The organism is Mycobacterium sp. NGS26 (assembly GCF_059813025.1).
This window is the reverse complement of record NZ_JCALDU010000002.1, coordinates 52023-73393: the sequence shown is the minus strand read 5'-3', so window position 1 is coordinate 73393 and position 21371 is coordinate 52023. Positions and strand designations below refer to the sequence as shown.

Here is a 21371-nt window from a genome sequence, read left to right as displayed (position 1 = left end):
TTCAGTTGATTAATGTTTAATTCGCTGAAATGCTGGCGGCCGTGGTGTGGCAGGGGCTGGCCCGCGCCGTGACGGGCCGACGTTCGTGGCTGCTGGGGCTGGGCCTCGTCGCGTTGGGCGTCGGCTTCACGGTCTTGATCGGCGGCAACGCGTCGGCGGGCCAGGCGCCGCTGACCGTGCCCACCGGCTCGGACTCCGCGAAGGTACAGGACCTGGCCCGCGAATTCCCCGGGGGCGACCGGGTCCCGCTCATCCTGGTGGTCAGCCGTGTCGACGGTGCCCCGCTGGGGCCCGCCGACGTCAGCGCCGCCCAGGCGGCCGGCGACCGCATGCGGGCGCTCACCCATCCGTTCGGCGCGATCGGCCCGGGCCCGCCGATGGTGTCGGCCGATGGCAAGGCCGCCATCGGTGTGGTGCCGATCAGGTCCGACCTGTCGGGGTTGGCGCTGAGCGACGGGGTCACCGCGCTGCGCGCCGCCGCGACCACCGGCTTGCCCCCGGGGCTGCAGGCCCACGTCACCGGGGGGCCTGCGTTCGGCGGCGACATCGCCAGCGCGTTCACCCATGCCAATGTCACCCTGCTCGCGGTGACGGCGTCGGTGGTGGCGCTGCTGCTGATCGCCACCTATCGCTCGCCGGTGCTGTGGCTGGTGCCGCTGCTGGTGATCGGGTTCGCCGACCGGGTCGCGGCGGCGGCGGGCACCGCGGTGGCGTCGCTGACCGGGCTCAGCTTCGACGGCGCCACCTCCGGCATCACCAGCGTGCTGGTGTTCGGGGCGGGCACCAACTACGCGCTGCTGCTGATTTCCCGCTACCGGCAAGAACTTCGGAGCCACCGCGAACACCGCGACGCCCTGCGCCGCACCGTGCGCATGGCCGGGCCCGCGATCGTCGCCAGCAACGCGACCGTGGTCCTGGCATTGCTCACCCTGCTGTGCGCTTCGACGCCCAGCACGCGCAGCCTCGGCGCCCTGGCGGCGTGCGGACTGGTCGTCGCCGCGTTATCGGTTTTGCTGGTGCTGCCGCCGCTGTTGGCGCTGTGCGGCCGACGGTTGTTCTGGCCCTTCATCCCCCGGCCCGACGCCGCGGACACCCTCGATTCCGGCCCCTGGCACCGGCTCGCCGAACGGGTGGCCCGCCGTCCGGCGGTGGTCGCGGCGGCCGCGATCGCGGTTCTGGCGGTCCTCGCCACCGGACTACTGGGCACCCGGATCGGTCTGACGCAGACCGAGCAGTTCCGGGTGCAGGCCGATTCGGTGTCGGGTTATCGCGTTGTGGCCGCGCATTTTCCGGCCGGGCTGACCAACCCCACCCTGGTCGTCGCCCCCACCGCCGCGGCGCCGCAGGTGCAGCGGGCGATCCGCGCCACCCCCGGTGTGGTCTCGGCGACCGAGGGCGGCCACTCCCTCTCCGGCCTGACGCAGTGGTCGGTGGTGCTGGACGCCAGCCCGTCATCCGACGGTGCCTTCAAAACGATTGCGGCGCTGCGGCATTCGACCGGCACCGTCGCCGGAGCGCTGGTGGGCGGGCCCGACGCGCAGGCGCTCGACGTTCGTGACGGCGCCGCACATGACCGGCGGGTGCTGATCCCGTCGATCCTGGCGGTGATCCTGGTCGTCCTCTACGCGTTGCTGCGGTCGGCGCTCGCGCCGCCCACGCTGTTGGCGGCGACCATCCTGGGCGCGCTGGCCGCGCTGGGCCTCGGCGGGTGGGCGGGCATGCACCTCTTCGGTTTCCCGGCCCTCGACGACAGCACGCCCCTGTTCGCCTTCCTGTTCCTGGCGGCCCTGGGCGTGGACTACACCATCTTCCTGGTCACCCGCGCCCGTGAAGAAGCGGCGCGGCGCGGCGCGCGCGCCGGCATGATCCGCGCGGTGTCGGCCACCGGTGGGGTAATCACCAGCGCCGGAATCGTTTTGGCCGCGGTCTTCTGCGTGCTCGGGGTGCTGCCGCTGATCGTGCTGACCCAACTGGGCATCATCGTCGGCCTCGGAATCCTGCTCGACACCTTCGTCGTGCGCACACTCGTCATCCCAGCGCTGTTCGCCTTGATCGGCGACCGCATATGGTGGCCCGTGACCAACGCCAAACCCGTTGAGCAGCAAGCGGACCCGGCTGAGCACGAACGAAGCACACTGTGAGCAGATCGACATTGGCCGCGACGACCCTGGCCGTCGCCGCGGCGGCCGGCGCCGGAAGCATCGCCAGCCCAAGGCGCGTCCCTGCCTGGTATTCGCGGCTTCGCAAGCCGCCGTACCAGCCGCCCGGTGTCGCATTCCCGGTCGTCTGGACCGCCCTCTACGGCGACATCGCCGCCACGTCGGCGGCGGCTATCGGCGGGTTCCGCCGGGCGGGGCGGGACCACGAGGCGCGCCGATACGCCGCCGCGTTGAGCGTCAACCTGCTGCTGAACGCCGGATGGAGTTGGCTTTTCTTCCGGTGCCACATGCTCGGTGCATCCGCGCTGGGCGCGGCCGCGCTGACGGCCAGCAGCGCCGACCTCGCCCGTCGGGCCGCGCAGGCCAAACCGCGAGCGGGACTTGCGCTTTCGCCATACCCGGTGTGGTGCGGCTTCGCCACCGTTCTGTCCACCCACATCTGGCGGCTCAACCGGCGCGACACCGGCTGAATCTCAGCCGGGCAGCCTGGCCTTGACCGCGCCGTCCTGTCGCCGCGCGACCCCCAGCGCGTAGTCGGCGGGCACCACATCGCCCGGCGCGCCGTCGAATTCCAGCGTGACGAACGCCTTGCCCTCGGTGAACAGCAGCACGGTCACCGCTTTGGTCCTGTCCGGCGACGTGCCCGACACCATCGTGCCGCCATCGCCCACCGAAATCGGCTGTGCGTCACCGTCCGTCACCGTGTTGCCCAGCGACGCGACCGACGCGCTCATCGCGTTCGTCGCGGCCCCCGCGTCGGTCAGCACCAGGACCGTGTCGCCGATCCGGTTGCTGTCGTCGGAGTTTGTGAACACCACCGCCGCCCCGGGCGCCGCGTTGGGATTCTGGACCGGCGGGTCCGCCGGCGTGAAAACGTTCGGCGGCTCCGAGCTGACGTCGCCGCCCTGAAGCAACAGGCCGGTGTAGTCGGTGGGAGCCGCAGACGTCGGAGTGCCCGACGTTATACCGGAAGGCGAGGCCGTGATGGACGTGGAGCCGCACGCCGCGACGACCGTGCCGGCGAGCACCACAACCGCGATCGTCCGGGTCGTCATCCGCGGCACCCCCCAGTGCTGTTGTGTCCCAGGTACGGTAACGAACCGCCGCGCGGCCGCGCCAGCAAAGCCGAGGGTTCAAGATCGCTGTTTGACGCGTGTTTACCAAAACCGCCCACCCGTGGCCGTTCGGCGTGCGATCATCAGCCGATTCACCGTCAGCCCTCGGGAGGCGCCATGGCTCGGATCGTTCGGACGCTAGTGATGTCGGGGGCCGCGGCCGGCCTGCTGGCCCTCGTCGGCGCGTGTTCGTGCTCGACCGGAACGTCAACCGTCGGCAAAAAAGATGTCGCAAGCCAGATCACGGCGAAGATGACCGACGCCGCCGGCAACAAGCCCGACTCGGTGAACTGTCCGGGCGACCTGCCGGCGAAGGTCGGGGCGCAACTGAACTGCGAGATGAAGGTCAAGAATCAGACCTTCAACGTCAACGTGACGGTGACCAGCGTCAACGGGCGTGATGTCAAGTTCGACATGGTGGAGACCGTCGACAAGAACCAGGTCGCCAGCCAGATCAGCGACAACGTGACTCAGCAGGTGGGGACAAAGCCCGATTCGGTGACATGTCCGGACAACTTGAAGGGCGTCGAGGGCGCGACGCTGCGGTGCCAACTCACCAGCGGTGGCCAGAAGTACGGGGTGTCGGTGACCGTCACCAGCGTCGACGCCGGCGATGTCAACTTCAACTTCAAGGTCGACGACCAGCCCTCGTAGCACCCGAAATCGGTTAGCGGGCCGCCTTTTTGCGTTCGATGTCGGCCAGCGCGGCCGCCAGCTCCGCGCGCTGCGCGGCCGAGCTCTCCCAGGACAGCTGCCGGTTCTTGACCACCTTGGCCGGCGCACCCACGGCGATCGAGTAGTCGGGGACGACGCCGCGAACCACCGCGTGCGACCCCAGCACGCAGCCGCGGCCGATGGTGGTGCCGCGCAGCACGGTCACCTTCACCCCGACCCAGGTGTCCGGCCCGATCCGAACCGGCGACTTGACGATGCCCTGGTCCTTGATCGGCATGGTGATGTCGTCCATGCGGTGGTCGAAGTCGCAGACGTAGCACCAGTCGGACATCAGCACCGAGTCCCCGAGCTCGATGTCGAGGTAGCAGTTGATGACGTTGTCGCGGCCCAGCACCACCTTGTCGCCGAACCGCAGCGAGCCCTCGTGCGCGCGGATGGTGTTCTTGTCGCCGATGTGCACCCAGCGGCCGATCTCCATTTGCGCCAGCTCCGGCGTGCAGTGAATCTCGACGTCCTTGCCTAGGAACACCATTCCGCGCGTGATGATGTGCGGGTTGGCCAGCTTGAACTTCAGCAGCCGCCAGTAGCGCACCAGGTACCACGGGGTGTACGCGCGGTTGGCCAGCACCCACTTCAGCGAGGCCAGCGTGAGGAACCTGGCCTGCCGTGGGTCGCGCAACATCGATCCACGCCAACGGCGATGCAGCGGAGCATTCCACATGCTCGTCATGGCCGGAAAGCCTATCGGAGCCGCCGCGGGTTACCCTCACCTGGACTCGATCGCTGCGCTGGAAACAAGCCGAACGGCCGCGGAAGGATTTGGGAAACCGAGGTGCTCGCCCGACAACTCCTCCGAGGCCTTCGGCGTTGCTCATCGGTGGCGCTGGCGGCCGCGCTCACGCCCGCGCTCGGCGGTTGCGGCAACACCGACTCGTGGGTGCAGGCCTCGCCGTCGCAGGGCTGGCCCGCGCAATACGCCGACGCGGCCAACAGCAGCTACACCGCGACCGGCGGGGCCAGCAAGCTCTCGCTGCAGTGGACGCGCTCGGTCAAGGGAAGCCTGGCGGCCGGGCCGGCGCTGAGCGCGCGCGGCTATCTCGCGCTCAATGCGCAGACGCCGGGCGGGTGTTCGCTCATGGAATGGGAGAACAACGACAACGGCCGGCAACGCTGGTGCGTGCGGGTGGTCCAGGGCGGCGGCTTCGCGGGTCCGCTGTTCGACGGCTTCGACAACCTCTACGTCGGCCAGCCGGGGGCGTTCCTCTCCTTTCCGGTGACGCAGTGGACGCGGTGGCGCCAGCCGGTGATCGGGATGCCGACCACGCCGCGGTTCCTGGGCGGGGGTCAGCTGCTGGTCGTCACGCACCTGGGACAGGTGCTGGCGTTCGACGCCCATCGCGGCGCCGTGGTGGGCGCTCCGCTGGACCTGGTCGACGGCGTCGACCCGACCGATGCCACGCGCGGGCTGGCCGACTGCGCACCGGCCCGGCCGGGGTGTCCGGTCGCGGCGGCCCCCGCCTTCTCGCCGGCCAGCCAGACGGCGGTGATCGGCGTCTGGCAGCCCGGCGCCACCGCCGCCGGTCTGGTCGGGCTGAAATACCACCCGGGCCAGACGCCGCTGCTCACCCGCGAGTGGGCCAGCGACGCCGTCGGCGCCGGCGTGATCGCCAGCCCGGCGCTGTCCGCCGACGGATCGACCGTCTACGTCAACGGCCGCGATCAACGCCTGTGGGCGCTGCACGCCGCCGACGGGAAGGTGAAATGGTCGGTGCCGCTGGGCTTCCTGGCGCAGACGCCGCCCGCGGTGAACCCGCAGGGGCTGATCGTGTCCGGCGGCGGACCCGACACAAAGCTGGTGGCCTTCAAGGATGCCGGCGATCACGCCGAGCAGGCCTGGCGGCGCGACGACGTCGCGCCGCTGTCGTCGTCGAGCCTGGCCGGCGCCGGCGTCGGCTACGCGGTGGTCAGCGGCCCGCCCGCGCAGGGCGCGCCCGGCATGTCGTTGCTGGCCTTCGATCCCGGCAACGGCCACACCCTCAACAGCTATCCGCTGCCCGCGGCCACCGGGTATCCGGTCGGGGTGTCGGTCGGCGTCGACCGCCGCGTGGTGGCGGCCACCAGCGACGGCCAGGTCTACGGCTTCGGGCCCGCATGAGCGGCCGCCGCTCCGCCGGCATCGCCGCGACCATTGTCCTGCTGGTCTTCCACGGGTTCTTGCTGGCGGCGACGGTTGCGCTGCTGGGCCTGTTCGTCATGGACACCGACCCGTGCGGGTCGGTCAAGTGCGGCGATCCTGCCTGGGTCGGCCGCGCCATGACGCTGGGGATGTGGGGCGGCACCGCCGTCTTCGTCGCGGACGTCGCCGTCGCCGGGTATCTCCTCGTCCGGCGACGAACGGCCATTTTCGTGCCGATCATCGGGTGCTCGGTGCAGATCGTGCTGACGATCGGTGCCGCGGCGATGCAGTCGCTGTCCGGGCCCGTTTAGGCCCCCTAGACCGCCAGCGGCGGGATCGCGTTGCGCGGCACCTGCGCCTGCGCGGGCCCGGCGACCGCGGGCAGCATCTCGCCCGGGGCGAAGTAGAAGATCAGCTGGTCGTCGGTGATCGCGAAGTTCTGGTAGTGCGAAGGATCCAGCCCGGTCGACGGCAGGATGGCGGCACCCAACGCGCTCTGGTGTTCCAGGTCGCGCTGCACCAGCGGGAAGATGGTGTCCAGCGGCGTCGTCCCTGGCGCGAACAGGTTGTCGAAGGTGATGGGCTGCTTGGTCCCCAGGTTGTAGTTGAACGCCTTGTACCAGATGGACGGGTGCGACCCGCCGAGGTCCTGGAAGAACTTGAGCACCACGCTGCGCGTGTTGTGGGGCGGCTGGCCGGAGGTGCGCTGGTCGGTGCTGGCCTCCATTTGATAGGGGTGGTCGCGCGCCCCGGACGTCTGCGCGACGTTGACGAAACCGTCGCGGTTCTGGGAGATGTAGTCGGTCAGCGCCTGCTGGTCGGGGTAGTCGGCGGGAAATGTCATGGTGATCGCGTAGGTGGGGCCGGTGGCGCTCACGTGGCACATCTGGGCGCTGTCGACGGTGCCGCCCAGGCCGGCGCACGACGACGGCGCGGCGGCCGCCGGCCCGCCCAGCAAGGCCACGGCGGCCAGCGCCGTACTCGCTATCAGGTAACGCATCGTTTCGTCCTCGCAAACTACGGGCGCCTGGCAAACCGACGCAGCCAGCGTACCGGGCGCTATCGGGAGGCAGTGCACACGAAGGCCGTCGCCCGACCGGCGGACCCCGAACCGACGCGGGTGATGATCACCGACAGGGGCCGGGCGCCGCGCGGGCGCAGCCGGCGCCGCAGCGCGTCGGGGTCCTCCCGCACGCCGCGGACCAGGATCTCCAGCGCGCCGCAGTCCAGCGCGGCCAGTGCCCGCCGCAGCCGGCGCTCGTCGAACCCCAGCTGCTCGAGCACCTCGAAGCCCCGCACCCCCGGCGGCAACCGGTCGCCGGACAGGTAGGCGATGTCGGGATCGAGCTGCCACAGCCCGTGCCGCGCGGCGTAGTGGCGCACCAGCCCGGCCCGGACGACGGCGCCGTCGGGGTCGACGATGAATCGTCCGGCGGGCCGCGCCGGGCAGTCGCCGGGCTCGGCGTCGGTGATCTGCTCGCCGCGATCCAGGACGCTGGCGCGGCGGCGCACGCCCGGTTCGGCCAGTCCGGCCGGCCACAGGCACGCCTCCCGCACCGAACCGCGGTACGACGAAACCTCGATCTCCCCGTCGAACCCGAGGCGCCGCACGGCATCGAAATCTATTCCGGGAGCACACTTTACGACGAGATCGCGGCCGCGGTAGGCGTCCAGCAACGGCCCCAGGCCCGGCCGGTAGTCGTCGGGGCGCCAGCGACGCCGCTCGCCAACGCGCCGCGCCGGGTCGGCGAGGACCACCGCATCCCGGGTCACCGGGCGCAGCGCGTCGGCCCGGCACAGGGCGGCGCCGGGTCCCAGGTTGTGGCGCGCCATCGCCAGCCGGACCGGGTCGATGTCGCTGCCCACCGCCTCGGCCCCCGCGGCGCGCAGCGCGGCCAGTTCGGTGCCGATCGAACAGGTCGCGTCGTGCACCAGACGGCCTGCCAGCCGCCGGGCCCGGTGCAGGGCCACCGGCGCCGCGGTGGCCTGCTGCAGCGCCTCGTCGGTGAACAGCCAGCCGGAGACGCCCAGCTCCCCCAGCTTCTCCACCGCCCGCCGGCGCAGCAGCGTCGTCTCCACCAGCACCGGCGCCCGGCCGCCGAACCGGGCGCGCACCGCGGCGACGTCGGCGACCCGGGTGCGGTCGGTCAGCTCGAGGCCGGCGACGGCGGCAAGCGCCTCGGCGCCCGGTTCCAACCGCAGGTAGTCGACGTCGTCGGCGCTGAAGCGCACCACCTCAGGACGGTTTGACCCCGGTGATCATCACGTTGTAGAACCAGCCCTTCGGCACCACGCGCCGCATCACGTTGGCGTCCACCCAGCTCAGGGTCTTCCAGCTGGTGAACGCGAATTTCGCCCAGCCCCAGCCCAGCTTCCCCGGCGGCACCGCGCACTCGAAGGTGCGCAGCGGCCAGCCCAGCATCGCGGCGGTGAACTCGACGGTGGCGGTCGCGACGTCGACCGCCCCGGCGCTGGCGGCCATCCGCTCCAGGTCTTCGGGCGCGAAGGTGTGCAGGTCGACGAGCGCCTCCAGCGCCGCGGCGCGCGAGGACTCGTCGAGCTCGGCCTGCGGGCGCCGCCACCCGGTCAGGCCGGGCAGCCTGGTGGCGTTGGTGACGACCCGCCAGGTCAGCGTGGACAGGGTGCGGGCATAGACTTCGCCGGCGTTGCTGGGCTCGCCGGCGAACACGAACCGGCCGCCCGGGCGCAGCACCCGGATCGCCTCGCGCAGCGACAGCTCGACGTCGGGAATGTGGTGCAGCACGGCGTGCCCGACGACCAGGTCGAACGTGTCGTCGTCGTACGGGATGCGCTCGGCGTCGGCCACCCGGCCGTCGATGTCCAGCCCGAGCGATTGCCCGTTGCGGGTGGCGACCTTGACCATGCCGGGCGACAGATCGGTGACCGACCCGCGGCGGGCGACGCCGGCCTGGATCAGGTTCAGCAGGAAAAACCCCGTCCCGCAACCCAATTCGAGGGCACGGTCGTAGGGCAGCTCGCGCAGGACCTCCTCGGGCACGGCGGCGTCGAAGCAGTCCCGGGCGTAGTCGATGCAGCGCTGGTCATACGAGATCGACCATTTCTCGTCGTACGTCTCGGCTTCCCAGTCGTGGTAGAGCACCTGGGCGAGCTTGCTGTCGTGGCGGGCGGCTTCGACCTGCTCGGCGGTGGCACGAGGGTTGGGAACGGCGTCGGTCGAACTCCTGGTCATGCAGGGCAGCCTAATCGGCCCGCGGCGGCGGTTCGAAGACGGCGTTGATTTGGGCCTTGGCGGCGGCCAGCGCGCGCGGCGGCCCGTCGAGGAAGCGGCGCGCCCACGCCGCGGCGGCGTCGTAGACGTCGTCGGGGGCCACCATCTCGTCGATCAGGCCCAGCGCCAGGGCCTCCTCGGCGTCGAAGAACCGGCCGCTGAACACCAGGTCCTTGGCCCTGCTCGCCCCCGCGACCCGGGTCAGGCGGGCCATTCCGCCGCCGCCGGGGACCAGGCCGGCCAGGATCTCGGTCGCGCCGAACTTGACGTTGTCCCCGGCCACCCGCCAGTCGGCGGCCAGCGCCAGCGTGAGGCCGGCGCCCAGCGCGTACCCGGTGATCGCGGCCACGGTCGGCTTCGGGATCGCCGCCACGGCGTCGACGGCCCGCCGGCGCACCCGGTCCGCGGTCTCGGCCTCCGCCGGGGTCAGCGTCCCCAGCTCGGGCATGTCGTCGCCCGCGGAGAAGATCTCGTGGCCGCCGAACAGGATGACGGCGGCGACGTCGTCGCGGCGCCCCAGCTCGTCGGCTGCGGCCACGATCTCGCGGTAGACCTGCCGGGTCATCGCGTTGGTGGGCGGCCGGGACAGCAGCAGCATGGCCAGCCCGGCGTCGCGGGAGCCGTCGCTGACCACGACGCTGACGAACTCGCTCAATGGCGCCACCCCATCCCGCCGGCCTCGCGGGCCCGGTGGTAGCGGTCGGAGTCGAAGAACTCGAAAACCCAGTTGTCGCCCTGTATTTCGAGGTGCGGCTGCACCGGGACGATCTGGCGCTCGACGGCGAGCACGTCGGCCACCGTGCGGCCGGCCAGCGAGTCCAGCTGCGTCCAGGTCGGCGGCAGCAGGAAGCAGCGGCCGGCGGCGAAGTCGTCGAGGGCGGCCTGCGGCGTCGTCCAGCCGGCCCGGTCGGATTCGGTGTTCTCGCCGTCGGCGCGCTGGCCCCGCGGCAGCGCGGCCACGAAGAAGTAGGTGTCGTAGCGGCGGGTGCGCTCGGCCTCCGGTGTGACCCAGTTGGCCCACGGCCGCAGCAGGTCGGACCGCAGCTCCAGGTTTTCCCGGCGCAGGAAGTCGGCGAAGGACAGGGTGCCGGAGGCCAGCTCGCGACGGGCGTCGCGGTACACCGACGCATCGCCGACGATGCCGTCCGGGTCTCCTGCGGGCCCCGCGAAGAGCACCCCCGACTCCTCGAACGTCTCCCGGGCGGCCGCGCAGACCAGCGCCTCGGCCAGGTCGGGCTCGATGCCGAACCGCTGCGCCCACCACTGCGGCGGCGGCCCGGCCCACGCTATGTCCGCGTTGCGGTCGCGGTCGTCGACGCCGCCGCCCGGAAACACCATCGTCCCCGCGGCGAATTCCATCCGCGCGTGCCGGCGCATCAGGAACACCGCCATGTCGGCGGCGGTGTCGCGGATCAGCATCACGGTCGCGGCCGGCCGCGGAACCAGCGGCGGCTCTTGCGGTGCGGTCATAACGGCCTCCGGTGGGCCGCGCGGGTGCGAACGCGCCGGGCGAAGTAGCGCCCGTCGACGACCTCCAGCGCGATCGACTGGCCGAACGCGGCCGACAGGTTTTCGGCGGTCAGCACGTCGGGCAGCAGCCCGGCGGCGACCACCCGGCCCTCCGACAGCAGCATGCAGTGGCTGAAGCCGGGGGGAACCTCCTCGACGTGGTGGGTGACCAGCACCAGCGCGGGCGCGTCGGGGTCGGCGGCCAGGTCGGTGAGCCTGGCCACCAACTCCTCGCGGCCGCCCAGGTCCAGGCCGGCGGCGGGCTCGTCGAGCAGCAGCAGCTCCGGGTCGGTCATCAGGGCGCGCGCGATCTGCACCCGCTTGCGCTCGCCCTCCGACAGGGTGCCGTAGCTGCGGTCCGCGAGGTGCTCGGCGCCCAGGCTCTCCAGCATGTCGATCGCCCGCCGGTAGTCGACGTCCTCGTAGCGCTCCCGCCAGCGGCCCAGCAGCGCGTAGCCGGCCGAGACGACGAGGTCGCGCACCACCTCGTCGTCAGGCACCCGCTGCGCCAGGGCCGAGGAACTCAGGCCGATCCGGGCGCGCAGTTCCGAAACGTCGACCCGACCCAGCCGCTCACCGAGCACGAAGGCGACGCCCGACGACGGGTGCTCGGCGGCCGCCGCGATGCGCAGCAGCGACGTCTTGCCGGCCCCGTTGGGGCCGATGATCACCCAGCGTTCGTCGAGTTCGACCGCCCAGTCCAGCGGCCCGACCAGGGTGCGCCCGGCGCGGCGCAGCGCCACGTCGCGCAGGTCGATCAGCAGATCGGGATCGGCTGGGGCAGCACCGGTGTCGACGGGCACCCGATCATCGTGCCGTACCGCGGCGCCGCCGAGGCTGCCGGGTTGCTCGCCGCGCTCGCCGTTATTCCGAGGGGATCTCCACACGTCGCACCCCGAGATCGCCGGCGTCGGCGGCCTCGATCTCGCCGCGGGTCACGCCGAGCAGGAACAGCACCGTGTCCAGATACGGGTGGCTCAGCGACGCGTCGGCGACCTCGCGCAGCGCCGGCTTGGCGTTGAACGCCACCCCCAGGCCGGCCGCGGCCAGCATGTCGATGTCGTTGGCGCCGTCGCCGACGGCGACGGTCTGCGCCATCGGCACGCCCGCCTGCTGCGCGAAGTCCCGCAGCGCCTTGGCCTTGCCGGCCCGGTCGATGATCGGGCCGACGACCCGTCCGGTCAGCGTGCCGTCGACGATCTCGAGCTCGTTGGCGGCGACGAAGTCCAGCATCAGCTCGTCGGCCAGCGGGTCGATGATCCGACGGAATCCCCCGGAGACCACGCCGCAGTGAAAACCCAAGCGCCGCAACGTCCGCAGCGTGGTCCGGGCCCCGGGCATCAGCTCCAGCTGGGCGGCGACCTCGTCAATCACGCTCGCGGGCAGGCCCGCCAGGGTCGCCACCCGCTGCTGCAGCGACTGCGCGAAGTCCAGCTCGCCGCGCATCGCGGCCTCGGTGATCGCGGCGACCGTCCCCTCGGCGCCCGCCCGGGCGGCCAGCATCTCGATGACCTCGCCCTGCACCAGCGTCGAGTCGACGTCGAAGACGATGAGCCGCTTGGCGCGCCGTTCCAGGCTGTAGTCCTCGACCGCCACGTCGACCCGCTCGTCGACGGCGACCCGCGTCAGCGCGTTGCGCAACGGCGCGTCGGCTCCCGGTGGCACCGACACGCGCAGCTCCAGACCCGTCACGGGGTAGTCGGAGACGCCGCGGATGAGGTCGATGTTGACGCCCAGCTCGGCCACCTCGCGGGCCACCGCGCCGAACGCCCGGGCCGTGATCGGGCGGCCCAGAACGAAAATGGTGTGGGTCGACGGTTCCCGGATGATCGGCACGTCGTCGCTGCGTTCGATGCTGACGTCGAGACCCTTTGCGCGGACGGCGGATTCGACGTCGTCACGCAACACGGCGCCGTCGGCGACCTCGGGCGCACAGCACAGCAGCACACCCAGCGTCAGCCGGCCGCGGATCACCACCTGTTCGACGTTGAGGAGCTCGACCCCGTGCCGCGACAGCACCTCGAACAGCGCCGACGTCACACCTGGCTGATCCACGCCGGTGACGGTGATCAGCACCGACACCTTGGGTGGTGAGTTCACTCGCGGCAGCCGCCCACCGACGCCGTCAGCTTCGCACGTTGACGTCGTCCATCCGGGTGACGTCCTTGTCGGAGGGACCGTGGGCGCGTCCCACATGCGCCTCGGCGCGCAGCCGCTCCACCATGTGCGGGTAGTGCAGCTCGAATGCCGGCCGCTCCGAACGGATTCGGGGCAGCTCGGTGAAGTTGTGCCGCGGCGGCGGGCAGCTTGTCGCCCACTCCAGCGAGTTGCCGTAGCCCCACGGGTCGTCCACCGTGACGACCTCGCCGTAGCGCCAGCTCTTGAAGACGTTCCACACGAACGGGAACATCGACGCGCCCAGGATGAACGCCCCGATCGTCGAGACGACGTTGAGGCCCTGGAAGCCGTCGGTGGGCAGGTAGTCGGCGTAGCGGCGCGGCATGCCCTGGTCACCCAGCCAGTGCTGCACCAGGAACGTGGTGTGGAAGCCGATGAACGTCAACCAGAAGTGCAGCTTGCCCAGCCGCTCGTCGAGCAGCCGGCCGGTCATCTTCGGGAACCAGAAGTAGATGCCCGCGAAGGTGGAGAACACGATGGTGCCGAACAGCACGTAGTGGAAGTGCGCGACGACGAAATAGGTGTCGGTCACGTGGAAGTCCAGCGGCGGGCTGGCCAGCAGCACGCCGGTCAGGCCGCCCAGCAGGAACGTCACCATGAAGCCGACCGAGAACAGCATCGGCGTCTCGAACGTCAACTGGCCCTTCCACATCGTGCCGATCCAGTTGAAGAACTTGATCCCGGTCGGCACCGCGATCAGATACGTCATGAACGAAAAGAACGGCAGCAGAACGGCTCCGGTGGCGAACATGTGGTGCGCCCACACCGCGACCGACAGCGCGGCGATCGACAGCGTCGCGTAGACCAGCGTGGTGTAACCGAAGATCGGCTTGCGCGAGAACACCGGCACGACCTCGGTGATGATGCCGAAGAACGGCAGCGCGATGATGTACACCTCGGGGTGGCCGAAGAACCAGAACAGGTGCTGCCACAACAGGACTCCGCCGTTGGCCGCGTCGTAGACGTGCGCCCCCAGGTGCCGGTCGGCGGCCAGCCCGAACAGCGCGGCGGTCAGCAGCGGGAAGACGATCAGCACCAGGATCGACGTCACCAGGATGTTCCAGGTGAAGATCGGCATCCGGAACATCGTCATCCCGGGCGCGCGCATGCAGACCACCGTGGTGATCATGTTGACCCCGCCCAGGATGGTGCCCAGGCCGGCGACCGCCAGGCCCATGATCCACAGGTCGCCGCCCGCGCCGGGCGAGTGGACGGCGTCGCTCAGCGGCGTGTACGCGGTCCAGCCGAAGTCGGCCGCCCCACCCGGGACCACGAAGCCCGCCATCGCGATGGTGGCGCCGAACACGAACAACCAGAACGAGAACGCGTTCAGCCGCGGGAAGGCCACGTCGGGCGCGCCGATCTGCAGCGGCAGCACCAGGTTGGCGAAGCCGAATACGATCGGGGTCGCATAGAACAGCAGCATGATCGTGCCGTGCATGGTGAACAGCTGGTTGAACTGCTCGTTCGACAGGAACTGCAGGCCCGGCGCGGCCAGCTCGGTCCGCATCAACAGCGCCAGCAGCCCGCCGATGAAGAAGAAGATGAAGCAGGCGACGCAGTACATGATGCCGATCAGCTTGTGATCGGTGGTGGTGATCAGCTTGTAGATGAGGTTCCCTTTGGGACCCGTTCTGGCCGGGTACGGGCGGACGGCCTCGAGTTCTCCCAACGGGGGCGCTTCAGCTGTCAACAGCTCCTCCAAACATCTCGGACCGGGGCCCAGGACCAATGATTGGAATCTTAGCCGCCGATCAGGTCGGTGGGAGGCCTGGTCCTACAAACTGTCGTAAATGCGTTGCCGGCGGCGGCGGGCCGTTTCGCCGAGCGGGTCCCAGCTGCGCGGATGTTAGCGTCGGACGCGTGCAATCGGGGCCGACGCGAGCGATGCTGGCCGCCGCCGCGGCGGCGGCGCTGGTGGTGGCGTGCGGCGCCTGCGGGTCCGGATCGGCCCCCAGGGCGTCGACGCGATCGCTGGTCACGCCCACCACCCAGATCGCCGGGGCCGGGGTGCTGGGAAACGACCGCCGGCCCGACGAGTCGTGCGCGCGGGACCCGGCCCCCGCCGACCCGGGGCCGCCGACGCGGGAGGCCCACAACGCGGCCGGGGTCACCCCGGACGTCGTCGCGGTGCCCGCCGAGGCGCAGCGCATCGTGGTGCTCTCCGGCGATCAGCTCGACACCCTGTGCGCGCTCGGCCTGCAATCCCGCGTCGTCGCCGCCGCCCTGCCGGACGGCTCCCCGGGCCAGCCGTCCTACCTGGGCAACGCGGTGCACGGCCTGCCCGGCGTCGGGACGCGCAGCAACCCCGACCTGAAGGGCATCGCGGCGGCCCACCCGGACCTGATCCTGGGGTCGCAGGGGTTGACGCCGAAGCTGTACCCGCAGCTGGCGGCGATCGCCCCTACGGTGTTCACCGCGGCACCCGGCGCCGCCTGGCAGGACAACCTGCGCGGCGTCGGCGCCGCCACGGCGCGCGGCGCCGCCGCGGACGGGCTGATCAACGGCTTCACCCAGCGGGCCACGCAGATCGGCGGCAGCCACGACGCGGCCCACTTCCAGGCGTCGATCGTCCAGCTGACCACCACCAGCGTCCGGGTCTACGGGTCCGTCAACTTCCCGGCCAGCGTGCTCGCCGCGGTCGGGGTGGACCGGCCCGCCGCCCAGCGGTTCACCGACAAGCCCTACATCGAGATCGGCGCCACCGACGCCGATCTCGCGAAGGCTCCGGATTTCTCCGCCGCCGACGCCGACGTCGTCTACGTGTCATGCGCCACGCCCGCCGCCGCCGACCGCGCCGCCACCATCCTCGACAGCGACCCGTGGCGCCGGCTGTCCGCCAACCGCGACAACCGCGTTTACGTCGTCAACGACGAGGTATGGCAGACCGGTGAGGGCGTGCTCGCCGCCCGGGGCATCGTCGACGACCTCCGCATGGTCAACGCCCCGATCAACTGAGCGCCCGCCTGGCGTCGGGCCAGGGCGTTGAGTGTGAATCCTGGGCTTCGCGTGTGAAACCTGGGCGTCGATCCGGCCGGAATCCCGCCGTACGTACACACCGAAAGCCGTGAGTGCACACTCAACACCGCGACACCGTTGAAAGGCACATCACACCCGCCCGGGTGGTTCGAAAACCGTTACCTTAGCTAAACTTTTTCAGGACGACTTCGAAGAGGGATATACATGAGCACTGTTACGGCCTATGCCGCGACGTCGGCGACCGAACCGCTGACCAAGACCACCATCACCCGGCGCGACCCTGGCCCGCACGACGTCGCGATCGACATCAAGTTCGCCGGCATCTGCCACTCGGACATCCACACCGTCAAGGCCGAGTGGGGCGAGCCCACTTACCCGCTGGTTCCGGGCCACGAGATCGCGGGCGTGGTGTCCGCGGTCGGTTCCGAGGTCACCAGGCACAAGGTGGGTGACCGCGTCGGCGTCGGCTGTTTCGTCGACTCCTGCCGCGAGTGCGCCAGCTGCCTGGCCGGCCTGGAGCAGTACTGCAAGCGCGGGTCGACGCCCACGTACAACGGCGTCGGCAAGGACGGCCAGCCCACCCAGGGCGGCTACAGCACCGCCATCGTCGTCGACGAGAACTACGTGCTGCGCATCCCCGACGCGCTGCCGCTGGACAAGGCCGCGCCGCTGCTCTGTGCGGGCGTCACGCTCTATTCCCCGCTGCGGCACTGGAAAGCGGGCAAGACCACCCGGCTGGCGATCATCGGCCTGGGCGGGCTCGGGCACATGGGCGTCAAGCTGGGTGCGGCGATGGGCGCCGAGGTGTCGGTGCTGTCGCAGTCGCTGAAGAAGATGGAGGACGGGCTGCGCCTGGGCGCCAGCCATTACTACGCGACCTCCGACCCCAACACCTTCACGGTGCTGCGCGACAACTTCGACCTGATCATCAACACCGTGTCGGCGAACCTGGACCTCGGCCAGTACCTGAAGCTGCTCGACGTCGACGGGACCATGGTCGAGCTGGGTATCCCCGAGCACGCGATGGAGGTGCCGGCGTTCCCGCTGGCGGGCTGGCGGCGCAGCCTGTCCGGTTCGCTGATCGGCGGCATCGCCGAGACGCAGGAGATGCTGGATTTCTGCGCCGAGCACGGCGTGACACCCGAGATCGAGCTCATCGCACCGGCCTACATCAACGAGGCCTACGAGCGCGTGCTGGCCAGCGACGTGCGCTACCGCTTCGTCATCGACATCTCACGGTTGTGAGGCGGGGGCGCCCTCGGCCACCCCGCGCCCGCTCGCGATCTCCTCGGCGGCCTCGCCGTCCTCGTCGCCGGGAATCACCTCGCTGACGTCGATGCCGGCCAGCGGCCAACCGGCGGCGGCCAGGGTGGCGGCCACCCGCCGGACGTTCTCGGGGCCGGGGTCGCGGTGGGTCAGCCCCGAGATCGTCTCGGCGATCTCGTTGCCGTCGATCACGCCGTCGGCCACCGCGGGCGAACCCTTGGCGGTCAGGTTGCTCACCACCGCTTCGACCTGCTCGGCGGACAGCGGCGTGCTGCGCAGCAGCGCCAGCAGCGGCACCCGATCCGGCCCGGGCACGCCATCGGGGTAGCCGGCCTGCAGCCAACGGATTACCGACCGCAGGAAATGGTGGTGATTGAGTGTGGTCACCGCATCAGTGTCACGGGTTCGCGGTGGCCGGCGCCACCGGGGCGCCGCCGCATCCCGACAATTCATGCCGCGTTCACGATCCGATCAGCACGCCGGTCTGCGCCGCCGGTGACGAGTACAGTCGAGCCATGGCTAGACCGATTGCGAAGAAGCCAACGCCAATCGCGACCATAAACGTTCAGAATCCGGCCGACCTGAAGCCGGTCCGGGCCCTGGAACGCGGCCTGGCCGCCCGGTTGAGGGAGATAGGCCTGCGCGTGCAAACCGAGTCCCTGCGGGAGATGCGTCTCCAGGTGGGCCTCGACATGCAGATCGTGTACTTCAAGCTCCGCGTGCCGATCGGCGACGGGGTCACGCTGCGCCTACCGGTGATGGCGACGATGACGCCGAGGTTCTACTCGCCCACGCGGGCGCAGCATCTCGACCGCGCCGAGCACGAGCACTGAGGCCTTAGAAGTCCCAGTCCTCGTCCTCGGTGACGACGGCCTTTCCGATCACGTACGACGAGCCCGAGCCGGAGAAGAAGTCGTGGTTCTGCTCAGCTACCTGGTCAGAGACGTCAATAAGCGTCTGACGTGCGAGAACTGATTACTTATGCTTACTCAAGTTATCTGTTACTTGCCTCAAAATGTGGGCAAAATGTGGGCACGCACGAAACGCAGCCCATAACATGCAGCGGGGTCACCGACCAGTGGGTCCTCGTCGGCATACCGCCTAGTCGTCATACCGCCTCGAGTACGCGCTGGCCATGCGCTGCGGCAGCGTCGATGACCCTAGCCACGGCTGAGTGGTGAACCCCGACGTCCTTGGCGATCCTATTGAGAGGGTCACCGGACGTGTGGGCGACGAGAATGCGGACGACCGTCTCGACCGGTTGTCGGGTGACCTTCTGGGCGACCATCGCTGCCGCGAGTTCGCGGGTCTGCTCGTCGACTGCAAGGTTCGCGCTCTTGGCCCGCGACGGAGCCGCGGTGTCGCGGTTGGTCGTCGCGGTAGTCGCAGTTGCCGCGCTTGTGGCGCCGCGGTCGGGAGCCGCTCCGGGAGTCGCGGGTCTTGCCACACCGCGAAGCGCGATACGTGTGCGACGTGCGGGTTTGTCCCCGATCGCGACTAACGCGAGCGTCGCGACTCCGATCGCAAGGTCAATGACTAGCGGCAGGACCGGCGCGAGCGCTGGCCGGATACCCGCGATGACCGCGAGGTCGCGAAGCGCGACGAACGACAGAATGAATGCACCCACCGCGAGGATCCCAGTCGCGGCCACGGAGGCGCGGTAGACGCCACCGGAGGCGGCGGCTTGGGCGAGGACGGCCAGACCATGGACCGCCAGTAGCAGGACGGTCGGCGGTACGGCTGCCACACTGGCGGCAATCCAGCGATTATCGACGGCGGCCGCGAGCCATGCGTGTGCCACGTTGCCTGCCAGCGACACCACGGTGGCGAGAATTAGCCAGGTCCAGAAGAAGCGAACAGCGCGGTGGTGGTTGCGGCGTGCGACGTCGGCCGACGTGTGGTTGGCGGCGGTCATTTCTGGCCCCCTGTGAGCTCGTGATGGAACGTTCGGTCGCCGATCGTGACTGTGATGCGGGCATCCGCTCGGAGAGCGTTGAGGTATTCCGACAGCGTGCTCAGGAGCATGTCTTCACGCCGTTCTAACTGAGACACACTGCCCTGCGTGGTCGACAGCCGCGCGGCCATTTCCACCTGGGTAATTCTGGCCTCGCGCCGGATCTTCGCTAGGTCAAACACACATTCAATATTAGCTTAAACTATTAATAGTTTCAACTAATAGTATAGTCAGGTGGGTACCCGCGCGCCGATGCCCGGTTTCGGCTTCTCGAAGGCGCTCGCGCTCCTTCTTGGCGATCTTGCCTGCTTCATAAGATGCATGGGAGCGGTGCCACTCCTTGGGCTGCTGCGGATCTCCAATCCAGCCATTCTCAGCGTTCATCGCTGGCTTCAATGTCGCTGTTGCAGGCGGCCCGGTAGGCACGTAGCACCTGGCGGATTCGCTCGATGTCGTCCTTGAGTTCCCACTCTTTGTCGGCGGTATAAGCCATCGATAACGCATCGCAAACAATCGCCCCGAGTTCTAATTCGAGTTTCAGGTCACTGGCGAACTCCGCCAGCCGCGGGTCGTCCAGCCCGTGGGTATAGCGGATGTCCTTGCCTTCGGGAAGGTCATAGACCTCGCGCATCCACCAGGACAACAGCCCGAGTGCTGCTCGGACGCGGTGACCAGTAACGTCAGCGCGAGTCGCCGACCCCAACTCCCGGCAAACCGTCGCGGTCAACACCAGCCGCTGGTAGTAGTGCGCGCGTACGTTCCACCTGGTGACCCCGTCGGGGTTCGATGATTCAACTAATCGCAACTCGCGACAATCCTTTCTGTTCAGGGCATTACCGCACTGCGATGCCAGGTGAGACCAGCGCAGCGTCTATCGCTTCGCTGGGGGCTCGTCGATACCGGTAGGCCACCCGGTTCGCAAATTAGCAAATCGGTGGGGTGGCTCAGCAGCGTCGCTTCCTCCGCCCCTCTGCGTACCGATCAGCCACTCGAAGCGGCGGGATGTGGCTGTAATCAATACTTCTCAGTTCGGCGTTCTTGGCCTCTTGCTCGGCCCAGATCTTCTGCATGTAACGTTGCTCGGCCGGAGTACCCGCAGGCGGAGGCGGGCCATCGGAGTCTGCTCGGCGGATAGCGTGGCAGTCTCGCCGTTCATCGGGTACTGCCAAGCTGAATACGCTACGCGGACCGCCCATGAAGGCGTCGGTGGGAACGGCGAGGACGTGCCAACGCGGCTTCCAGACCGCCATACCACCGAAGCGCTCCAGCGCGGAGCGCAACAAATCTGGCCGGTGATTCCACCGCACTAGGGAATAGGTCTTCACCCTCGATGTGCACCAGCCCGTCGTCGCAGACCGACGCGGTAACAGCGATGACCGTCGACGGCTCCTGCATTGAAAGTCTGAACTGAATCCAGTGAATCTGATGACCCGGCACGTATGAATCGCATTGACTATTTGGGCCTGGAAGTTCCCAGACATACCCGGACATGGAGGTCTCCATCTATCCGAGCCTCCGATGGCGGAGGCGCTCTTGCCGACACCGGTTGGTGTTCGGCCACTTCGTCATCCGAGCCACCCACGAGCGTGGGGTTGGCGTACCGTCCAGTCGGAGCTTGACGACGGCAACTCATGAAGCCCTTCAATTATATGTCTTGCGGCACCGCACCAACGAACTCATTCTGAAGATCCGGGCTTGCGGAGAACTGCGCCATGCGTTCCCGTTTCTTTACAATAAGAGCCGAGAGGATGCCACAAATGACGACAAGTCGATCATCGCAAGAGTGGCTCGACTCCTGGCGCGAGCTAAGGCCATATCTGAGCTGGATGCAGCGAAATTCACGCAAGATCATGGCCGCCGAGCATCCCGATCAGATCGAGGCTTTCATCAGCAGACACAGGCGCAGTCACGATTTCACCGACGAGGAGCTTCAGGGCCTGCGCGACGGCTCCATTCGGGAAGCCGTCAAGGAGTGGTACGAAACCACCATCAGGATGGCCAGAGAGCAAACGCAGAGGGAAAGACGGGCCCGCCGTAGGGTTTAAGTGAGTATGTCCGGCCACAGGCTGAGATTAGGGGCGAGTGGACGCCTACCAGCAGCACGGCATCG

General features: G+C 69.3%; 22 protein-coding genes, 2 pseudogenes and 1 riboswitch. Of the genes and pseudogenes, 9 read left to right on the top strand and 15 right to left on the bottom strand.

Annotated elements, in window-relative coordinates; genetic code table 11:
• Window positions 1-29 precede the first annotated feature (29 nt).
• Window positions 30-2141 carry an MMPL family transporter gene (locus AC5Y6X_RS06360; protein ID WP_499985369.1) on the top strand — a complete coding sequence of 704 codons (2112 nt, stop codon included), beginning with the start codon at window positions 30-32 and terminating at the stop codon, window positions 2139-2141.
• The gene (locus AC5Y6X_RS06355; protein ID WP_499985367.1) at window positions 2138-2629 is read left to right on the top strand and encodes a TspO/MBR family protein; all 492 of its coding nucleotides are present in this window, start codon (window positions 2138-2140) and stop codon (window positions 2627-2629) included. Before AC5Y6X_RS06360 ends, AC5Y6X_RS06355 begins: the two co-directional genes overlap by 4 nt.
• A gap of 3 nt (window positions 2630-2632) precedes the next feature.
• Here the strand turns inward: AC5Y6X_RS06355 and AC5Y6X_RS06350 are convergent, their stop codons facing one another.
• Complete coding sequence (locus AC5Y6X_RS06350; RefSeq protein ID WP_499985366.1) at window positions 2633-3214, bottom strand: hypothetical protein; 582 nt, start codon at window positions 3212-3214, stop codon at window positions 2633-2635.
• A 177-nt stretch (window positions 3215-3391) separates the two neighbouring features.
• Here AC5Y6X_RS06350 and AC5Y6X_RS06345 point away from each other — a divergent pair, with 177 nt between their 5' ends.
• Window positions 3392-3928 (top strand): anti-apoptotic protein, encoded by a 537-nt coding sequence (locus tag AC5Y6X_RS06345; RefSeq protein WP_499985365.1) that lies wholly within the window; start codon window positions 3392-3394, stop codon window positions 3926-3928.
• 13 nt (window positions 3929-3941) lie between these two features.
• On the opposite strand, the gene AC5Y6X_RS06340 is transcribed toward AC5Y6X_RS06345, so the two are convergent.
• Window positions 3942-4679, bottom strand: coding sequence for an acyltransferase (locus tag AC5Y6X_RS06340; RefSeq protein WP_499985363.1), 738 nt, complete (start codon window positions 4677-4679; stop codon window positions 3942-3944).
• A 147-nt stretch (window positions 4680-4826) separates the two neighbouring features.
• Here AC5Y6X_RS06340 and AC5Y6X_RS06335 point away from each other — a divergent pair, with 147 nt between their 5' ends.
• Together AC5Y6X_RS06335 and AC5Y6X_RS06330 are read left to right on the top strand one after the other, a co-directional pair.
• Window positions 4827-6104, top strand: coding sequence for an outer membrane protein assembly factor BamB family protein (locus tag AC5Y6X_RS06335; protein ID WP_499985362.1), 1278 nt, complete (start codon window positions 4827-4829; stop codon window positions 6102-6104).
• The gene (locus tag AC5Y6X_RS06330; protein WP_499985360.1) at window positions 6101-6436 is read left to right on the top strand and encodes a hypothetical protein; all 336 of its coding nucleotides are present in this window, start codon (window positions 6101-6103) and stop codon (window positions 6434-6436) included. The genes AC5Y6X_RS06335 and AC5Y6X_RS06330 overlap by 4 nt, the downstream gene beginning before the upstream one ends.
• Window positions 6437-6441: 5 nt before the next feature.
• On the opposite strand, the gene AC5Y6X_RS06325 is transcribed toward AC5Y6X_RS06330, so the two are convergent.
• The 8 genes and pseudogenes from AC5Y6X_RS06325 to ctaD form a co-directional block, all read right to left on the bottom strand.
• Window positions 6442-7125, bottom strand: a complete 684-nt coding sequence (locus AC5Y6X_RS06325) for an esterase (protein ID WP_499985359.1) — start codon at window positions 7123-7125, stop codon at window positions 6442-6444.
• A 59-nt stretch (window positions 7126-7184) separates the two neighbouring features.
• Window positions 7185-8357 (bottom strand): THUMP-like domain-containing protein, encoded by a 1173-nt coding sequence (locus AC5Y6X_RS06320; RefSeq protein ID WP_499986454.1) that lies wholly within the window; start codon window positions 8355-8357, stop codon window positions 7185-7187.
• A gap of 4 nt (window positions 8358-8361) precedes the next feature.
• Window positions 8362-9336, bottom strand: a complete 975-nt coding sequence (locus AC5Y6X_RS06315; protein WP_499985358.1) for a class I SAM-dependent methyltransferase — start codon at window positions 9334-9336, stop codon at window positions 8362-8364.
• Between the two features lie 22 nt (window positions 9337-9358).
• Window positions 9359-10030 (bottom strand): annotated as a pseudogene (locus AC5Y6X_RS06310) (enoyl-CoA hydratase); the annotation flags it as partial.
• Window positions 10027-10845, bottom strand: coding sequence for an NUDIX hydrolase (locus tag AC5Y6X_RS06305; RefSeq protein WP_499985357.1), 819 nt, complete (start codon window positions 10843-10845; stop codon window positions 10027-10029). The pseudogene AC5Y6X_RS06310 and the gene AC5Y6X_RS06305, both read right to left, overlap by 4 nt.
• The gene (locus AC5Y6X_RS06300) at window positions 10842-11687 is read right to left on the bottom strand and encodes an ABC transporter ATP-binding protein (RefSeq protein WP_499985355.1); all 846 of its coding nucleotides are present in this window, start codon (window positions 11685-11687) and stop codon (window positions 10842-10844) included. The genes AC5Y6X_RS06305 and AC5Y6X_RS06300 overlap by 4 nt, the downstream gene beginning before the upstream one ends.
• 61 nt (window positions 11688-11748) lie before the next feature.
• The gene (serB, locus tag AC5Y6X_RS06295; RefSeq protein ID WP_499985354.1) at window positions 11749-12984 is read right to left on the bottom strand and encodes a phosphoserine phosphatase SerB; all 1236 of its coding nucleotides are present in this window, start codon (window positions 12982-12984) and stop codon (window positions 11749-11751) included.
• Between the two features lie 25 nt (window positions 12985-13009).
• Complete coding sequence (ctaD, locus tag AC5Y6X_RS06290) at window positions 13010-14755, bottom strand: aa3-type cytochrome oxidase subunit I (protein WP_324681198.1); 1746 nt, start codon at window positions 14753-14755, stop codon at window positions 13010-13012.
• Between the two features lie 194 nt (window positions 14756-14949).
• Between ctaD and AC5Y6X_RS06285 the strand changes: the two genes are divergently transcribed.
• On the top strand, window positions 14950-16020 hold the full coding sequence (locus AC5Y6X_RS06285) for an iron-siderophore ABC transporter substrate-binding protein (protein ID WP_499986453.1): 1071 nt from the start codon (window positions 14950-14952) through the stop codon (window positions 16018-16020).
• Window positions 16021-16245: 225 nt separating this feature from the next.
• Complete coding sequence (locus tag AC5Y6X_RS06280) at window positions 16246-17286, top strand: NAD(P)-dependent alcohol dehydrogenase (protein WP_499985352.1); 1041 nt, start codon at window positions 16246-16248, stop codon at window positions 17284-17286.
• On the opposite strand, the gene AC5Y6X_RS06275 is transcribed toward AC5Y6X_RS06280, so the two are convergent.
• Window positions 17275-17760 (bottom strand): DUF3349 domain-containing protein, encoded by a 486-nt coding sequence (locus AC5Y6X_RS06275; protein ID WP_499985351.1) that lies wholly within the window; start codon window positions 17758-17760, stop codon window positions 17275-17277. The genes AC5Y6X_RS06280 and AC5Y6X_RS06275 overlap by 12 nt on opposite strands.
• On the opposite strand from AC5Y6X_RS06275, the gene AC5Y6X_RS06270 reads away from it, so the two are divergent.
• The gene (locus AC5Y6X_RS06270) at window positions 17718-18140 is read left to right on the top strand and encodes a hypothetical protein (RefSeq protein ID WP_499986512.1); all 423 of its coding nucleotides are present in this window, start codon (window positions 17718-17720) and stop codon (window positions 18138-18140) included. The two genes, AC5Y6X_RS06275 and AC5Y6X_RS06270, sit on opposite strands and share 43 nt — an antisense overlap.
• Before the next feature lie 4 nt (window positions 18141-18144).
• Here the strand turns inward: AC5Y6X_RS06270 and AC5Y6X_RS06265 are convergent.
• The 4 genes and pseudogenes from AC5Y6X_RS06265 to AC5Y6X_RS06250 form a co-directional block, all read right to left on the bottom strand.
• Window positions 18145-18237: pseudogene (locus AC5Y6X_RS06265) on the bottom strand (hypothetical protein); the annotation flags it as partial.
• A gap of 178 nt (window positions 18238-18415) precedes the next feature.
• A complete protein-coding gene (locus AC5Y6X_RS06260) occupies window positions 18416-19222 on the bottom strand; it encodes a DUF2637 domain-containing protein (protein ID WP_499985349.1) in 807 nt (268 codons plus the stop codon).
• On the bottom strand, window positions 19219-19443 hold the full coding sequence (locus AC5Y6X_RS06255; RefSeq protein WP_499985348.1) for a helix-turn-helix domain-containing protein: 225 nt from the start codon (window positions 19441-19443) through the stop codon (window positions 19219-19221). The genes AC5Y6X_RS06260 and AC5Y6X_RS06255 overlap by 4 nt, the downstream gene beginning before the upstream one ends.
• 191 nt (window positions 19444-19634) lie before the next feature.
• Window positions 19635-19892, bottom strand: a complete 258-nt coding sequence (locus AC5Y6X_RS06250) for a hypothetical protein (protein ID WP_499985346.1) — start codon at window positions 19890-19892, stop codon at window positions 19635-19637.
• Window positions 19893-20785: 893 nt separating this feature from the next.
• Window positions 20786-20898, bottom strand: a riboswitch (SAM riboswitch).
• A 120-nt stretch (window positions 20899-21018) separates the two neighbouring features.
• Here AC5Y6X_RS06250 and AC5Y6X_RS06245 point away from each other — a divergent pair.
• Window positions 21019-21306: a hypothetical protein gene (locus AC5Y6X_RS06245; protein ID WP_499985344.1), complete on the top strand. Its 288-nt coding sequence runs from the start codon at window positions 21019-21021 to the stop codon at window positions 21304-21306.
• Window positions 21307-21371 lie beyond the last annotated feature (65 nt).

Bases quoted from the DNA above. Each gene is read 5' to 3' on its own strand.
- AC5Y6X_RS06350 (WP_499985366.1), bottom strand. From the start codon at position 3,214: ATGACGACCCGGACGATCGCGGTTGTGGTGCTCGCCGGCACGGTCGTC.
- AC5Y6X_RS06280 (WP_499985352.1), top strand. From the start codon at position 16,246: ATGAGCACTGTTACGGCCTATGCCGCGACGTCGGCGACCGAACCGCTG.
- AC5Y6X_RS06250 (WP_499985346.1), bottom strand. From the start codon at position 19,892: ATGCGCGAGGTCTATGACCTTCCCGAAGGCAAGGACATCCGCTATACC.
- AC5Y6X_RS06325 (WP_499985359.1), bottom strand. From the start codon at position 7,125: ATGCGTTACCTGATAGCGAGTACGGCGCTGGCCGCCGTGGCCTTGCTG.
- AC5Y6X_RS06315 (WP_499985358.1), bottom strand. From the start codon at position 9,336: ATGACCAGGAGTTCGACCGACGCCGTTCCCAACCCTCGTGCCACCGCC.
- AC5Y6X_RS06285 (WP_499986453.1), top strand. From the start codon at position 14,950: ATGCTGGCCGCCGCCGCGGCGGCGGCGCTGGTGGTGGCGTGCGGCGCC.
- AC5Y6X_RS06305 (WP_499985357.1), bottom strand. From the start codon at position 10,845: ATGACCGCACCGCAAGAGCCGCCGCTGGTTCCGCGGCCGGCCGCGACC.
- AC5Y6X_RS06345 (WP_499985365.1), top strand. From the start codon at position 3,392: ATGGCTCGGATCGTTCGGACGCTAGTGATGTCGGGGGCCGCGGCCGGC.
- AC5Y6X_RS06275 (WP_499985351.1), bottom strand. From the start codon at position 17,760: ATGAATTGTCGGGATGCGGCGGCGCCCCGGTGGCGCCGGCCACCGCGA.
- AC5Y6X_RS06330 (WP_499985360.1), top strand. From the start codon at position 6,101: ATGAGCGGCCGCCGCTCCGCCGGCATCGCCGCGACCATTGTCCTGCTG.
- AC5Y6X_RS06245 (WP_499985344.1), top strand. From the start codon at position 21,019: ATGACGACAAGTCGATCATCGCAAGAGTGGCTCGACTCCTGGCGCGAG.
- AC5Y6X_RS06260 (WP_499985349.1), bottom strand. From the start codon at position 19,222: ATGACCGCCGCCAACCACACGTCGGCCGACGTCGCACGCCGCAACCAC.
- AC5Y6X_RS06340 (WP_499985363.1), bottom strand. From the start codon at position 4,679: ATGACGAGCATGTGGAATGCTCCGCTGCATCGCCGTTGGCGTGGATCG.
- AC5Y6X_RS06360 (WP_499985369.1), top strand. From the start codon at position 30: ATGCTGGCGGCCGTGGTGTGGCAGGGGCTGGCCCGCGCCGTGACGGGC.